The organism is Sporacetigenium sp. TC11 (genome assembly GCF_058146105.1).
On the sequence record NZ_JBYVNY010000015.1, the window covers coordinates 17,889 to 34,087 of the forward strand.

The 16,199-nt window shown below is 34.3% G+C and carries 13 protein-coding genes; all 13 read right to left on the reverse strand.

Annotation, left to right across the window (positions count from 1 at the left end):
* Window positions 1–3 precede the first annotated feature (3 nt).
* The 13 genes from rplV to rpoB all read right to left on the reverse strand — a co-directional run bounded on the left by rplV (window position 4) and on the right by rpoB (window position 15,989).
* Window positions 4–336, reverse strand: coding sequence for a 50S ribosomal protein L22 (rplV, locus tag ACUSRV_RS15920; protein ID WP_490143001.1), 333 nt, complete (start codon window positions 334–336; stop codon window positions 4–6).
* A gap of 32 nt (window positions 337–368) precedes the next feature.
* Entirely contained in the window at window positions 369–650 is a 282-nt protein-coding gene (gene rpsS / locus ACUSRV_RS15925; RefSeq protein ID WP_490142958.1) for a 30S ribosomal protein S19, read from the reverse strand.
* 35 nt (window positions 651–685) lie between these two features.
* The gene (gene rplB / locus ACUSRV_RS15930; RefSeq protein ID WP_490142959.1) at window positions 686–1,516 is read right to left on the reverse strand and encodes a 50S ribosomal protein L2; all 831 of its coding nucleotides are present in this window, start codon (window positions 1,514–1,516) and stop codon (window positions 686–688) included.
* Between the two features lie 33 nt (window positions 1,517–1,549).
* Entirely contained in the window at window positions 1,550–1,840 is a 291-nt protein-coding gene (gene rplW / locus ACUSRV_RS15935; RefSeq protein WP_490142960.1) for a 50S ribosomal protein L23, read from the reverse strand.
* Window positions 1,840–2,460: a 50S ribosomal protein L4 gene (rplD, locus tag ACUSRV_RS15940; protein WP_490142961.1), complete on the reverse strand. Its 621-nt coding sequence runs from the start codon at window positions 2,458–2,460 to the stop codon at window positions 1,840–1,842. The genes rplW and rplD overlap by 1 nt, the downstream gene beginning before the upstream one ends.
* A gap of 28 nt (window positions 2,461–2,488) precedes the next feature.
* Window positions 2,489–3,118 carry a 50S ribosomal protein L3 gene (gene rplC / locus ACUSRV_RS15945; RefSeq protein ID WP_490142962.1) on the reverse strand — a complete coding sequence of 210 codons (630 nt, stop codon included), beginning with the start codon at window positions 3,116–3,118 and terminating at the stop codon, window positions 2,489–2,491.
* An 88-nt stretch (window positions 3,119–3,206) separates the two neighbouring features.
* Window positions 3,207–3,518, reverse strand: a complete 312-nt coding sequence (rpsJ, locus tag ACUSRV_RS15950; protein WP_490142963.1) for a 30S ribosomal protein S10 — start codon at window positions 3,516–3,518, stop codon at window positions 3,207–3,209.
* A gap of 461 nt (window positions 3,519–3,979) precedes the next feature.
* Window positions 3,980–5,173 carry an elongation factor Tu gene (gene tuf, locus ACUSRV_RS15955; RefSeq protein ID WP_490142964.1) on the reverse strand — a complete coding sequence of 398 codons (1,194 nt, stop codon included), beginning with the start codon at window positions 5,171–5,173 and terminating at the stop codon, window positions 3,980–3,982.
* 104 nt (window positions 5,174–5,277) lie between these two features.
* Complete coding sequence (gene fusA, locus ACUSRV_RS15960; RefSeq protein WP_490142965.1) at window positions 5,278–7,344, reverse strand: elongation factor G; 2,067 nt, start codon at window positions 7,342–7,344, stop codon at window positions 5,278–5,280.
* A 40-nt stretch (window positions 7,345–7,384) separates the two neighbouring features.
* Window positions 7,385–7,855 carry a 30S ribosomal protein S7 gene (gene rpsG, locus ACUSRV_RS15965; protein WP_490142966.1) on the reverse strand — a complete coding sequence of 157 codons (471 nt, stop codon included), beginning with the start codon at window positions 7,853–7,855 and terminating at the stop codon, window positions 7,385–7,387.
* 110 nt (window positions 7,856–7,965) lie between these two features.
* On the reverse strand, window positions 7,966–8,391 hold the full coding sequence (gene rpsL, locus ACUSRV_RS15970) for a 30S ribosomal protein S12 (protein WP_490142967.1): 426 nt from the start codon (window positions 8,389–8,391) through the stop codon (window positions 7,966–7,968).
* A gap of 357 nt (window positions 8,392–8,748) precedes the next feature.
* A complete protein-coding gene (gene rpoC / locus ACUSRV_RS15975; RefSeq protein WP_490142968.1) occupies window positions 8,749–12,234 on the reverse strand; it encodes a DNA-directed RNA polymerase subunit beta' in 3,486 nt (1,161 codons plus the stop codon).
* A 44-nt stretch (window positions 12,235–12,278) separates the two neighbouring features.
* On the reverse strand, window positions 12,279–15,989 hold the full coding sequence (gene rpoB / locus ACUSRV_RS15980; RefSeq protein WP_490142969.1) for a DNA-directed RNA polymerase subunit beta: 3,711 nt from the start codon (window positions 15,987–15,989) through the stop codon (window positions 12,279–12,281).
* Between the last annotated feature and the right edge of the window lie 210 nt (window positions 15,990–16,199).

The following is a 16,199-nucleotide window of genomic DNA, read 5'->3' on the forward strand; positions in this document are numbered from 1 at the left end:
TATTTATTTTTCCTTTAAAACTACTCCGATATGAGAATTTCTCTTTCTTATAGTAGTTGCACGACCCATAGCTCTTGGCATGAATCTTTTCATTGTTGGTGCTTGATTAGCATATATTTCAGCTACAAATAACTTGTCAGCATCCATTTCATGGTTGTTTTCAGCGTTAGCCATAGCTGACTTTATAACTTTAGCAACTATTGGAGCTGCTCCTCTTGGAGTATACTTTAATATTGCTAATGCTTCCTTAACACTTTTTCCTCTTACAAGTTCACAAATTTGACCTGCTTTTCTTGGCGATACACGTAAATATTTAGCAGTAGCTCTTGCTTCCATCATTATTGCCTCCTTCCTTACTTAGGGATTTACTATCTTCTCTTAGAAGATTTTTCATCATCCTTATGTCCTTTGAAAGTTCTCGTTGGAACAAATTCTCCTAACTTATGTCCAACCATATCTTCTGTTACATAAACCGGTACATGTTTTCTTCCATCGTGAACAGCTAATGTATGTCCAACTAGTTGTGGATATATAGTCGAAGTTCTTGACCAAGTCTTTATAACTTCTTTTTTATCATTGGCGTTCATTTCCTCTATTTTCTTTAAAAGTCTTTGGTGAATGAAAGGTCCTTTTTTAGTTGATCTTGACATTTGTTATCCTCCTTCCCGAACTTTAAACAGCTTTATTATTTAGTTCTCTTAGATACTATTAATTTATCAGAAGCTTTATTTTTCTTTCTAGTTTTATATCCAAGTGCTGGTTTACCCCATGGTGTAACTGGAGCTGGTCTACCTATAGAAGTTCTACCTTCCCCTCCACCGTGTGGATGGTCATTAGGGTTCATAGCAGATCCTCTTACTGTAGGTCTTATACCCATGTGTCTTTTTCTACCAGCTTTACCTATTGTTACGTTTTCATGTTCTAAGTTACCAACTTGTCCTATTGTAGCCTTGCAGTTTATGCTAACAAGTCTCATTTCTCCTGATGGTAATCTTAATAAAGCATTTTTTCCTTCTTTAGCCATTAATTGAGCAGAAGCACCAGCAGATCTTACTAATTGAGCTCCTTTTCCTGGCTTTAATTCTATGTTGTGTACCAAAGTACCAACTGGCATATCCTTTAATTGCATTGCATTTCCTGGCTTTATATCAGCAGTAGGTCCTGACATTACCATATCTCCAACCTTTATTCCCTTTGGAGCTATTATATATGTCTTTTCACCGTCAACATAGTTTAATAAAGCTATATTAGCAGATCTGTTTGGATCATACTCTACTGTAGCAACCTTTGCAGGTATACCGTCTTTATTTCTTTTGAAGTCTATTATTCTATATTTTCTCTTAGCACCGCCGCCTCTATGACGAACTGTTATTCTACCTTGAGCATTTCTACCAGCATTTTTCTTTAAAGTTACTAATAATGATTTCTCCGGCTGTGAAGATGTTATTTCATCAGAAACATTAACTGTCATTTGTCTTACAGCAGGAGAAGTCGGTTTAAACTTTTTGATAGCCATTAGATTTCCCTCCTTCTTCTATTATACTGTGAATTACATTCCTTGGAAGAATTCTATTTCTTTGCTATCCGCAGTTAATTTAACTACTGCTTTTTTAAAGCTAGCTGTTCTTCCTTCAGTTTTACCCATTCTTTTAACTTTTCCGTCGTAATTCATAGTGTTCACTTTTTCAACTTCAACACCAAATATGTTTTCTATAGCTTTTTTAACTTCAGTTTTATTAGCTTTTTTAGTTACTATGAAAGTATATTTCTTATCCGCCATATCAGCCATACTTTGTTCAGTTACAACAGGCTTTATTATTATATCATGTGGATTAGTCATTACGCGTACACCTCCTCCACTTTTTCAACCGCATCTTTAGTTATTATAAATAAATCATACTTTAATATATCATATACATTTATTGTATTAACAAGAGCTGTTTGAACTCCTTGTATATTATTAGCTGATTTTATAACATTTTCGTTTTTGTCACCCATAACTATTAAAGCTTTATTAGCATTTAAATTCTTTAATATTTGAGCAAATTCTTTAGTTTTTGGAGTGTCAAGATTTAGTGAATCTAAAACTATCATTTCCCCACTTTGAACTTTTGCAGATAAAGCACTCTTCATCGCTAATCTTCTTACTTTCTTTGGCACTGTATATCTATAATCTCTTGGTTTTGGTGCGAATACTATACCGCCACCTACCCATTGAGGAGATCTTGTACTACCTTGTCTTGCTCTTCCTGTTCCTTTTTGTCTCCATGGCTTTCTTCCGCCACCTCTAACTTCTGCTCTAGTTTTAGCAGATTGAGTACCTTGTCTCTTGTTAGCAAGTTGGTTTTTAACTACTTCATATAAAACGTGTTCATTAACTTCTACGCCAAACACAGCGTCTGATAAAATTATTTCATCAACTTTTTGTCCGTTAACGTTTAATACGTCTATTTTCGGCATCGTGTTTCCTCCTTTCCCGTCTTAGTTACTATTTAGAAGCCTTAACAGCTTGCTTTAATGTTATTAGCGACCCTTTAGCTCCTGGTATAGCACCTTTAACTAATATTAAGTTGTTTTCAGCATCTACTCTAACTACATCTAAGTTTTGAATTGTTACTCTTTCGCTACCCATGTGACCAGCTAATTTTTTCCCTTTGAATACTCTTCCTGGGAATGAAGCAGCACCCATAGAACCTGGTCTTCTGTGGTATCTAGAACCGTGTGATTCAGGACCTCTACTAAATCCATGTCTTTTTATAGGACCTTGGAATCCCTTACCTTTACTTATTCCAGTAACATCAATTTTGTCTCCAGCTGAGAATACGTCAGCCTTTATTTCTTGTCCTATTGTATATCCTTCAACAGAATCTACTCTGAATTCTCTTAAGTATTTTTTTAATACATCAGCTTTAGCAAGATGTCCTAACTTTGGTTTGTTTAAAGATTTAACTTTTACTTCACCAAATCCAACTTGTATAGCATTGTATCCGTCATTCTCAACGTTTTTAACTTGAGTAACAACAACTGGTCCTACTTGTACCACTGTAACAGGAACTACAGTTCCTTGTTCTGTGAATATTTGAGTCATTCCTAGTTTTGTTCCTAATATTCCTTTCATAGCTACACCTCCTATAATCTTACAGCGGATTGCATTTTTGCAATCATTCTAAGATAAGGTATCTATGGATACATATCTTAGGGGTTAATTATAATTTTATTTCTATGTCAACACCTGCTGGTAAGTCTAATCTCATTAATGAGTCAACAGTTTTAGGTGTTGGATTACTTATGTCTATTAGTCTCTTATGAGTTCTTATTTCGAATTGTTCTCTAGAATCTTTGTACTTATGAACAGCTCTTAATATAGTTATTATTTGTTTTTCTGTTGGTAATGGTACCGGACCTGAAACTTTTGATCCAGCTTTCTTAGCAGTTTCAACTATCTTCTCAGATGAAAGATCTAACAACTTGTGGTCATATGACTTTAATCTTATTCTTATTTTTTCGTTTTTAGCCATTTTAATTTTCCCTCCTTTATCGCACGTTTAAATGTTTTACGCACGACAGATACCGATACACAGACCCGGGTGTGTTGTGTTTTGAAAAACATTCGGTATCACGCCGTCTAATTCTAAGATATAGACTACTCCGTAAAAATTAACTGTTTATCAGCAACCTCTTACATCATCGCATCTCTCAAGCACACTATTATAGTTTATACTATCTTTTTATTTTTTTCAAGCTTTTTTTTAATATTTTTCATTTTTTTAATATTTTTCGCTTATATTATATCTTAAAGAATTTATAACTTTTATTTGCCCCATAACCAAGGGCCATATGTAAGTATACAGGCTTAAACTAAACTTGTCAATTTACTTATATGAATTACATTATTTTTCTTTTTTTGGTTATTTTTCTTTTTTTTACGCAAAAAAGGAAGGATATAATCCTTCCCCCTTATTTTAAACTTTAAGTTAAATTACTCCATTATAGTAGCAACAACACCTGCTCCTACTGTTCTTCCACCTTCTCTTATAGAGAATTTTAATCCTTCTTCTATAGCTATTGGTGATATTAATTCAACTGTCATTGTTACGTTATCTCCAGGCATTATCATTTCTATACCTTCTGGTAACTTACAAGATCCTGTTACGTCTGTTGTTCTGAAATAGAATTGTGGTCTATATCCATCGAAGAATGGAGTATGTCTTCCGCCTTCTTCTTTCTTTAATACGTATACCTCTGCAGTGAACTTTGTGTGTGGCTTTATTGTTCCTGGCTTTGATAATACTTGTCCTCTTTCTATTTCTGCTCTTTGGATACCTCTTAATAGAGCTCCTATGTTATCTCCAGCTTGAGCTTCGTCTAGTAACTTTCTGAACATTTCTACTCCTGTTACTACTAACTTTCTTGGATCTTCTGATAATCCAACTAGCTCTACTTCGTCTTGTACCTTTACTACTCCTCTTTCTACTCTACCAGTTGCAACTGTTCCTCTTCCTGTTATTGAGAATACGTCTTCTACTGGCATTAAGAATGGCTTGTCTACTGCTCTCTTTGGTTCTGGTACATATGAATCTATTTGCTCGAATAATTCTACTATTTTATCTCCCCATGCACTTGATGGATCTTCTAATGCTTTTAATGCTGATCCTTGTATTATTGGAGTATCATCTCCTGGGAAGTCATATTCGCTTAATAATTCTCTTACTTCCATCTCAACTAATTCTAATAATTCTTCATCATCTACTACATCACACTTGTTTAAGAATACTACTATATATGGTACCCCAACTTGTCTTGATAATAATATATGTTCTCTTGTTTGTGGCATTGGTCCATCTGTTGCTGAACAAACTAATATTGCTCCGTCCATTTGTGCTGCTCCTGTTATCATGTTCTTAACGTAGTCAGCATGTCCTGGGCAGTCAACGTGTGCGTAGTGTCTGTTTGGAGTTTCATATTCAACGTGTGCTGTTGATATTGTGATTCCTCTTTCTCTTTCTTCTGGTGCCTTATCTATGTTTGCGAAATCTACAGCTTCTCCTAATCCATATCTTGCATGTAATGTTTTAGTTATTGCTGCTGTTAACGTTGTTTTACCATGGTCAACGTGTCCTATTGTTCCTATGTTAACGTGTGGCTTATTTCTTTCAAATTTAGCTTTAGCCATTTTAAAATTCCTCCTTTATAATTATGTAAGACGAGGGTAAAAACCCTCGCCACATTAATATTCACATATTTAATATATTTTAATCTATATTATTATATTTTTAATTACTTACCTTCAGATAATTTTTTCGCTATGTTAGCTGGAACAGCTTCATAATGATCAAATATCATTGTATAAGTTGCACGACCTTGAGTCATAGATCTTAAGTCAGTTGAATAACCGAACATTTCTGAAAGCGGAACTAATGCTTTTATTATTTGAGCACCATTTCTAGCATCCATACCTTCTATTCTTCCACGTCTTGAGTTTAAGTTACCCATAACATCACCCATGTAATCTTCTGGAGTAACAACTTCAACTCTAAAATATGGTTCAAGAAGAGTTGCACTTGCTTTCTTCATACCGTCTTTAAATGCCATAGATGCAGCAACTTTAAAGGCCATTTCTGAAGAGTCAACTTCATGGTAAGAACCATCGTATAATTCAACTCCAACGTCAACAACTGGATATCCAGCAACTATACCAGAATGCATAGCTCCTTGTATACCTGCATCGATTGGTCCGATGTATTCTCTAGGTATAGAACCACCAACAACTTTGTTAACGAATTCATATCCAGCACCAGCTTCTCTTGGATATATTCTTATCTTAACGTGTCCGTATTGTCCTCTACCACCAGATTGTTTAGAATACTTATGTTCTACATCCACTGCATTTATTATAGTTTCTCTATAAGCAACTTGTGGAGCACCTACATTAGCTTCAACTTTAAATTCTCTTAATAATCTATCTACTATAATCTCTAAGTGTAATTCACCCATACCAGATATTATAGTTTCTCCTGTTTCTTCATCCGTTTTAACTCTGAAAGTAGGATCTTCTTCAGATAACCTTTGAAGAGCTATACCCATTTTTTCTTGAGCTGCCTTAGACTTTGGCTCTATAGCAACAGATATAACTGGCTCTGGGAATTCCATTGATTCAAGTATTATTGGATGATCAGGATGACATAAAGTATCTCCAGTTGTAGTATCTTTAAGACCTACAGCTGCAGCTATATCTCCTGAATATACTTCTGTTATTTCTGCTCTTGTATTAGCATGCATTTGTAGTATACGTCCAACTCTTTCTCTCTTGCCTTTTGTAGAGTTCAGAACGTAAGAACCGCCTTCTAATATACCAGAGTAAACTCTGAAGAATGCTAATTTACCAACAAATGGGTCAGCCATTATCTTAAATGCTAATGCTGAGAACGGTTCTTCATCAGATGAATGTCTTTCTGCTTCTTCACCATCTAATAGTATACCTTTTATAGCAGGTACATCTACTGGAGCTGGTAAATAATCAACAACACCGTCTAATAATAATTGAACCCCTTTATTTTTATATGCAGAACCACAGAATACTAGGTTCATTTCACAAGCTATAGTAGCTTTTCTCATAGCTACTTTTAGCTCTTCATTAGTTAATTCTTCACCTTCAAGATATTTCATCATTAACTCTTCGTCAGTTTCTGCAACAGCTTCAACTAAATTTTCTCTCCACTCTTGAGCTAAATCCATCATATCTTCAGGTATATCAGTTATTTCAACTTCTTGACCTAAGTCATCTCTGTACATATCAGCTTTCATTTCAATAAGGTCTATTATCCCATTGAAAGTATCTTCCTTACCTATTGGCAATTGAACAGGAACAGCGTTAGCATTTAATCTGTCCTTCATCATTTGTACAACATTAAGAAAATCCGCTCCTAGTATATCCATTTTGTTAACAAAAGCCATTCTAGGAACATGGTAGTTGTCAGCTTGTCTCCATACATTTTCAGATTGAGGTTCAACCCCGCCCTTAGCACAGAAAACAGCAACAGCACCATCTAGAACACGAAGAGATCTTTCAACCTCAACAGTAAAGTCTACGTGTCCCGGTGTATCTATTATGTTTATTCTATGATCATTCCATTCAGCAGTTGTAGCAGCAGAAGTTATAGTTATACCTCTTTCCTTCTCTTGCTCCATCCAGTCCATTGTTGCTCCACCTTCGTGAACCTCACCTATCTTGTGAGTTTTCCCCGTGTAGAACAGTATTCTTTCTGTAGTTGTAGTTTTCCCAGCGTCTATATGCGCCATTATACCTATGTTTCTTGTTCTTTCTAAAGGAAACTTTCTAGCCACGTTATCCTCCTCTCTGATACCTTAATTAGTTGGTATCATCTTAGAATCTATAGTGAGCAAACGCCTTATTAGCTTCTGCCATTTTATGAGTATCTTCTTTTTTCTTAACTGAAGCACCTGTGTTATTAGCTGCATCCATTATTTCTTTAGCTAGTTTTTCAACCATACCTTTTTCTCCACGAGCTCTTGTATAGTTTACTAACCATCTTAGACCTAAAGTTTGTCTTCTTTCTGGTCTAACTTCTATTGGAACTTGGTAGTTAGATCCACCAACTCTTCTAGCTTTAACTTCTAAAACTGGCATTATATTGTTCATAGCCTTATCAAATACTTCTATAGCTTCTTCACCAGTTCTTTCTTTTATTAATTCAAAAGCATCATAAACTATCTTTTGAGATTTACCTCTTTTACCATCTATCATTAAGTTATTTATTAACTTAGTAACTACCTTGCTTCCGTGTACTGGATCAGGTAATACTTCTCTTACTGGTACACTACCTTTTCTTGGCATTTTGCTTCCCTCCTTAATTATATCTTAGATCATCGGTACTCGACAACTTATCAGTGCCGTGATGCCATAAATATATCTATATATTTAAAGCACCGAAACGATTAAACTAATTATTTCTTTTTAGCAGCTTTAGGTCTCTTTGCACCGTACTTAGATCTTGATTGCATTCTCTTATCAACACCAGCTGTATCTAGTGTTCCTCTTAATATGTGGTATCTAACTCCAGGAAGGTCTTTAACTCTTCCTCCTCTTATAAGAACAACACTATGCTCTTGTAAGTTGTGTCCTTCACCTGGTATATAAGCAGAAACCTCTATACCGTTTGTTAATCTAACTCTGGCAACTTTTCTTAAAGCTGAGTTAGGTTTTTTAGGAGTTACAGTCTTAACTGAAGTACAAACTCCTCTTTTTTGTGGCGAACTCATTTTTGTGCTTTTTTTGTTTAAAGAGTTGTATCCTTTTTGTAGAGCTGGAGCAGTAGATTTCTTCTCCATTGCTTCTCTACCTTTACGAACTAATTGGTTAATTGTTGGCATTAATCGCACCTCCTTCCAAAATTTTGTCTTTTTGATAGCTGCCAACTACTTCAATACATCAACTATTTTCATCTTATAGAGTTTATTAGTTGACTCATTGAATTAACATAGATTGTTTCTATGCTTTTTTCATCCTTAGCTATTAAAGCTACTTTTAAATTGTACCTTAAAGCTGGTTTCGTGCCTTTTACTTTTTAAAAACATTAAAATCTATTTAAATTTAAAGCTTACTTATAGTAAATACCAGGAGGCCTTTAGACCTCCTTGTATTCAAAGTTCACTTTTAAATTTTGACACTTTAACATTTTAACACTACCTATATATAGTGTCAAGTTTTGTTTATAAATGTTGACTGGTTTATTCTTCTATTTTCTCTACAGCAATATTTCTGTATCTTTTCATTCCTGTACCAGCAGGTATTAGCTTACCTATTATAACATTCTCTTTTAACCCTATTAATCTATCTTCTTTACCTTTTATAGCAGCCTCAGTTAATACTCTTGTAGTTTCTTGGAATGAAGCAGCTGATAAGAAAGATTCTGTGGCAAGAGATGCTTTAGTTATACCTAGTAATACTCTCTTTGCTGCTGCAGGTCTTAACCCTTGAGATACGACATCTTCATTAGCTTTATTAAATTCAAGTACATCTGAATATCCGCCTGGAAGAAGTTCCGTATCACCTGGGTCCTCAACTTTAACCTTAGATAGCATCTGTCTAACTATTACCTCTAAGTGTTTATCGTTGATATCAACCCCTTGCATTCTATAAACCCTTTGTACTTCTTTAACGATATAGTCTTGAACTCCACCTATACCCTTAATTCTTACTATATCATGAGGATTAATAGAACCTTGTGTTAATGAGTCACCAGCCTCAACATATTGACCATGTTTCACTATTATTCTAGATCCATATGGTATTGCATAAGTTTTAGCTTCCTCGTTTTGTGGTATAACAGTTATTTCTTTTCGTTTACCCGCTTCATCTATCTCTACTCTACCTGAAACTTCAGTTATAGTAGCAAGACCTTTTGGTTTTCTAGCTTCAAATAACTCTTCAACCCTTGGAAGACCTTGAGTTATATCTCCACCGGCAACCCCACCAGTATGGAAAGTACGCATTGTAAGCTGAGTACCTGGCTCACCTATAGATTGAGCAGCGATTATACCGACAGCCTCACCTATATTAACTTCTTTTCCTGTAGCCAAGTTTCTACCATAACACTTAGAACATACTCCGTGGTTTGTCTTGCAATTAAGAACAGTTCTTATTTTAACCATATCTATTCCTAATTTTACTATCTCTTCTGCTTGATTTTCTTGTATCATAGAGTCTTTTGGAACTATAACTTTCCCATTTTCTGGATTAATTATAGCATCTAATGTATATCTTCCAACTATTCTATCATAAAGTTCTTCTATAATTTCATTTCCATCTTTAAAAGCTGATATTCCTGTATCTATATCTGTTCCACAGTCTACTTCTCTTACTATAACATCTTGACTGACATCAACAAGTCTTCTTGTTAAGTAACCAGAGTCAGCTGTACGAAGTGCAGTATCGGCAAGACCTTTTCTGGCACCGTGTGAAGATGTAAAGTATTCTAAAACTGATAAACCTTCACGGAAGTTAGATTTAACAGGTATTTCAACTGTATGTCCTGATGCATTCGACATAAGACCACGCATACCCGCTAACTGTCTTATTTGGTTTTTACTACCTCTGGCTCCTGAATGGGCCATTATAAATATATTGTTTAATCTATCTAGTCCATCCATAAGAGCATCAGTAACTTTTTCAGTTGTTGCTGTCCAAGTTTCTATAACTCTTTCATATCTCTCTTCATCAGATATTAAACCTCTTCTATAAGCTCTTTCATACTTTTCAACTTTTTCTTCAGCTTCAGTTATGAATGCTTTCTTTGCTTCCGGCACTACCATGTCTGATACAGCAACAGTTATACCGCCTTTAGTAGAGTATTTAAATCCTAAAGATTTTATGTGGTCTAAAAGTATAGATGTATCAGTATTTCCATGCTTTCTAAAACATTTATCTATTATTTTTCCTAAAGCTTTTTTATCAACTAAGAAATCAATTTCTAGAGAATGTATGTCTACATTTCTATCTACAAACTCTAAATCTTGAGGTATGTTCTCGTTAAATATAAATCTACCTACTGTACTTTCCGCTAAATAAGTATTTCCTTCTAAGTCTACTTTTCTTACCTTTACTTGAGCATGTATGTGAACGGCTCCTGTTTGGTATGCCATTAAAAGTTCATTATAATCCTTAAATACCATTCCAGTACCTTTAGCACCTTCTTGAGCTTCTATAGTTAAGTAATAGCTTCCTAAAACCATATCTTGAGTAGGTGTAGTTATAGGAGAACCATCTTTAGGAGCTAGTATGTTATTTGGAGAAAGCATTAAGAATCTTGCCTCTGCCTGAGCTTCTACTGATAAAGGCACGTGAACCGCCATTTGGTCACCATCGAAGTCAGCATTATAAGCTGTACATACAAGAGGATGCAGTTTGATTGCTTTTCCTTCTACTAATATCGGTTCAAATGCTTGTATACCTAGTCTATGCAGAGTAGGTGCACGGTTTAGCATTACCGGATGTCCTTTTATAACTTCTTCTAAAACATCCCAAACTTCAGGTTTAAGTTTTTCTACTATAGACTTAGCACTCTTTATATTGTGCGCATGACCTTGCTTAACTAGTTTATCCATAACAAATGGCTTGAATAATTCTAGTGCCATTGTCTTTGGAAGACCACATTGATAAAATTTAAGTTCCGGTCCAACAACGATAACAGAACGTCCTGAATAGTCAACACGCTTACCAAGTAAGTTTTGACGGAAACGTCCTTGTTTACCTTTAAGCATATCTGATAATGATTTAAGTGGTCTGTTACCAGGTCCAGTTACAGGTCTACCTCTTCTTCCATTATCTATTAAAGCATCAACCGCTTCTTGAAGCATTCTTTTTTCATTTCTAACTATTATATCTGGCGCTCCAAGTTCTAACAGTCTCTTTAATCTATTATTTCTATTTATAACTCTTCTATACAGGTCATTTAAATCAGATGTTGCAAATCTACCTCCATCTAATTGAACCATCGGTCTTAAATCCGGTGGTATTACTGGAATAACATCTACTATCATCCACTCTGGCTTGTTTCCAGATTTTCTAAAAGCCTCTACAACTTCTAGTCTTCTTATAGTTCTTATTCTTTTTTGACCAGTACTATCTTTAAGGTCGGCTCTTAATTCTTTGCTTGAAGATTCTAAATCTATTTTTTGTAGAATCTCTTTTATAGCTTCCGCACCCATTCCAACTTTAAAATCATTGCCGTATTTTTCAACAGCTGTTCTATATTCTTTTTCTGTTAATAATTGTTTTTCGTTTAATCCTGTTTCCCCTGCATCTACAACTATATAAGATGCAAAGTACAGTACTTTTTCTAATGATCTAGGTGACATATCAAGTAGTAATCCCATTCTACTTGGTATCCCTTTGAAGTACCATATATGAGACATAGGAGCTGCAAGCTCTATATGTCCCATTCTTTCACGTCTTACTTTAGACTTAGTTACTTCAACACCACATCTATCACATACTACACCTTTATACCTTACTCTTCTATATTTACCACAGTGACATTCCCAGTCTTTAGTTGGACCAAATATTCTTTCACAGAATAACCCATCCTTTTCAGGCTTTAAAGTACGGTAGTTTATAGTTTCAGGTTTCTTTACCTCTCCCCTTGACCATTGTCTTATTTTCTCAGGAGACGCTAACGATATCTTTATTGATTCAAAATTGTTTAATTCAAACAAGGAGTCCTCTCCCTTCTATTTGAGATTTTGCAAAACACAAAGAACTATACATCAAAATCATCGTCATCGTAATTTATATCTTCATAATTAGTTTCATCATCAAGATCTATATCATCTATTTCTTCATCGTCTATTTCTTCTATATCTTCCTCATCTATTTCTTCAATTATAGATTCAGCTTCTAAATCTTTATAATCTTCAAATCCTGTCATTTCAAATTCATGAGGAATATCTTCATAATCTAAAGATTCTTTAACTTCTATTTCTTTATCTTCTTCAGTTAGGATTTTAACATCTAAGCATAAACTTTGAAGTTCTTTTATTAATACCTTGAACGATTCAGGTATTCCCGGTTCAGGTATATTTTCACCTTTGACTATTGCTTCATAAGTTCTAACACGTCCTACAACGTCATCAGACTTAACTGTTAATATCTCTTGAAGTATGTGTGCTGCTCCATATGCTTCTAGTGCCCACACCTCCATCTCACCAAATCTCTGTCCACCAAACTGAGCTTTACCACCCAATGGTTGTTGAGTTACTAATGAGTATGGCCCTGTACTTCTTGCATGTAACTTATCATCAACCAAGTGATGTAGTTTTAGCATATACATATATCCAACAGTGATTCTATTATCAAAAGTCTCTCCAGTTCTACCATCATATAAATTCATTTTACCGTCTTCTGGATATCCAGCTTCTGTTAAAGCTTTTCTTATGTCATGTTCTTTCGCTCCATCAAATACCGATGTTGCAACATGCCATCCTAATGCCTTAGCAGCAAGACCTAAATGAACTTCAAGAACCTGTCCTATGTTCATACGAGATGGTATACCTTGTGGATTTAATACTATGTCAAGCGGAGTACCATCAGGCATAAATGGCATATCTTCTTCAGGTAATATTCTAGATATAACCCCTTTATTACCATGACGCCCTGCCATTTTATCTCCTACTGTAATTTTTCTTTTCTTTGCTATATAACATCTAACTAATTCATTTACTCCAGGAGATAAATCATCTCCATTTTCTCTAGTAAATACCTTAACATCTACTATTATACCTGATTCGCCATGAGGAACCTTTAGAGATGTATCTCTAACTTCTCTAGCTTTTTCACCGAATATTGCACGAAGTAATCTTTCTTCAGCTGTAAGTTCAGTTTCTCCCTTTGGAGTAACCTTTCCTACTAATATATCTCCTGAATCAACTTCAGCACCTATTCTTATTATTCCTCTTTCATCTAGGTTTTTTATAGCACTTTCACCGACATTAGGTATGTCTCTAGTTATTTCTTCAGGTCCTAATTTAGTATCTCTTGCTTCACTTTCATATTCTTCTATGTGTATTGTAGATAATCTATCTTCTTTAACTAATCTTTCATTTATTAACATAGCATCTTCGTAGTTATAACCTTCCCAAGTCATAAATGCTACAAATGTGTTTCTTCCTAAAGCTATTTCGCCAAGATCAGTAGATGGCCCATCGGCTATAACATCACCTTTTTGTATTTTATCTCCTTTAGCAACTATAGGAGTTTGATTTATACAAGTACCTTGATTTGAACGCTTGAATTTAAGAAGTTTATATCTATCTTTATTTCCATCTTCTCTTTTTATAACAATTTCGTTTGCACTTACTCTATCAATAACTCCTGAATTTCTAGCTACAACAACTGCACCAGAATCTTTAGCGGCTCTGTATTCTATACCAGTACCTATTATAGGAGATTCTCTTCTAACTAGAGGAACTGCTTGACGTTGCATGTTTGCTCCCATTAGTGCACGGTTTGCATCATCATTTTCTAAGAAAGGTATCATAGCAGTAGCTACAGATACAACTTGCTTAGGAGATATATCCATATAATCAACTAAATTAACTGGAATAGCTTCAACTGCACCATTCTTAGTTCTACATATAACTCTCTTGTTTACAAAATTACCATCTTCATCTAATGGCTCATTTGCTTGAGCTCTTATATATATATCTTCTTCATCAGCAGTTAAATAGTTTATCTCATTTGTTACCATACCTTTTTCCTTATCTACTTTTCTATAAGGAGATTCTATAAATCCGAATTCATTTATTTTAGAATAAGTACTTAAGGAGTTTATAAGTCCTATGTTTGGTCCTTCTGGAGTTTCTATAGGACACATTCTACCGTAGTGAGAATGATGAACGTCACGCACTTCGAATCCCGCTCTTTCTCTTGAAAGACCGCCAGGACCTAATGCAGATAATCTTCTTTTATGAGTTAATTCCGATAATGGATTTGTTTGGTCCATAAACTGAGATAATTGCGAACTACCAAAGAATTCTTTTATAGCTGCTGAGACAGGTCTTATGTTAACTAAAGCTTGTGGAGTTATTGATTCCATATCTTGAACTGTCATTCTTTCCTTTATAACTCTCTCCATTCTAGATAGACCTATTCTCACTTGATTTTGTAGCAGTTCTCCTATAGATCTTATTCTTCTATTTCCTAAGTGATCTATATCATCAATACCGCCAATCCCATGGAATATATTAAATTGGTAGCTTATAGAACCTATTATGTCATCTAGTATTATATGTTTAGGGATAAGTTCTCTAATTCTTGTTTTTATGGCTTCTTTTATTTCTTCCTCGTCATTATATTCATTTAATATCTCTTTTAATGTAGGATAATGAACTTTTTCTTTTATATTTAAGTCATCTATATTAAAGCTTATATGTGCCGCTATATCTACAAAATGGTTACCTATAACCTTTACAGGTCTTTCATCATCAGATATTACAGAAACTACATTTATACCTGAGTTTTGTATTTCCTTAGCTATTTCTAAAGATATTTTTTCTCCCTCTTTTACGAACAGTTCTCCTGTTTCTGGGTTTACTATATCCATAGATGCTCTTTTATTCATTATTCTATAGCATAAAGCTAACTTTTTGTTGAACTTATATCTACCAACTTTAGCTAAGTCATATCTCTTAGCGTCAAAGAACAATGAATTTATTAATGATGAAGCACTTTCTACTGTAGGAGGTTCACCTGGTCTTAATTTCTTGTATATTTCTATAAGACCTTCTTCTGCAGTTTTAGTATTATCTTTTTCTAAGCTAGCCATTAGTCTTTCGTCTTCGCCTAGTAAGTCTATTATTTCTGCATCACTTCCAAAACCTAACGCTCTTAGTAATACTGTTATAGGTTGTTTTCTAGTTCTATCAACTCTTACAGATATTATATCGTTAGAATCTGTTTCATATTCTAACCATGCTCCTCTATTAGGTATAACTGTAGATGATATTAATCTTTTTCCTGATTTATCTATTTCTTGAGAGTAATATACCCCAGGAGATCTTACTAATTGACTTACTATAACTCTTTCGGCACCATTTATAACGAATGTACCTTTTTCAGTCATTAAAGGGAAGTCTCCCATGAACACTTCTTGTTCTTTTATTTCTCCCGTTTCTTTGTTTATAAGTCTTACCTTAACCTTTAGAGGTGCGCAATATGTAGCATCTCTTTCTTTACATTCTTCAATATCGTACTTGGGCTTTTCATCTAAAGAATAATCTACGAACTCTAGAATAAGATTTCCAGTATAGTCTTCTATAGGCGAAATATCTTCAAACACTTCTTTTAACCCTTCATCTAAAAACCACTCATAAGAATCTAGTTGAAGTTCTATAAGATTTGGGACATCAGCTATTTCTTTTATTTTAGAAAAGCTTATTCTAGTTCTTTTACCTATCGTGACAGGATGTGGCATTCACTTTTCACCTCTCAATAATTAAAAATAAAACTATTCTTTATTCCAATGCATCTAGTAATTTTACCATATTTTCATATCCGATTCAAGTATAATTTCTTTATGTCAATAATATAATTTAATATATATGTATAATACGCACATTATTTATTATGTACAAAACAGTAATCTTAAATTCCATTTTTTTAAATTTAATAAAAATTTGACGTT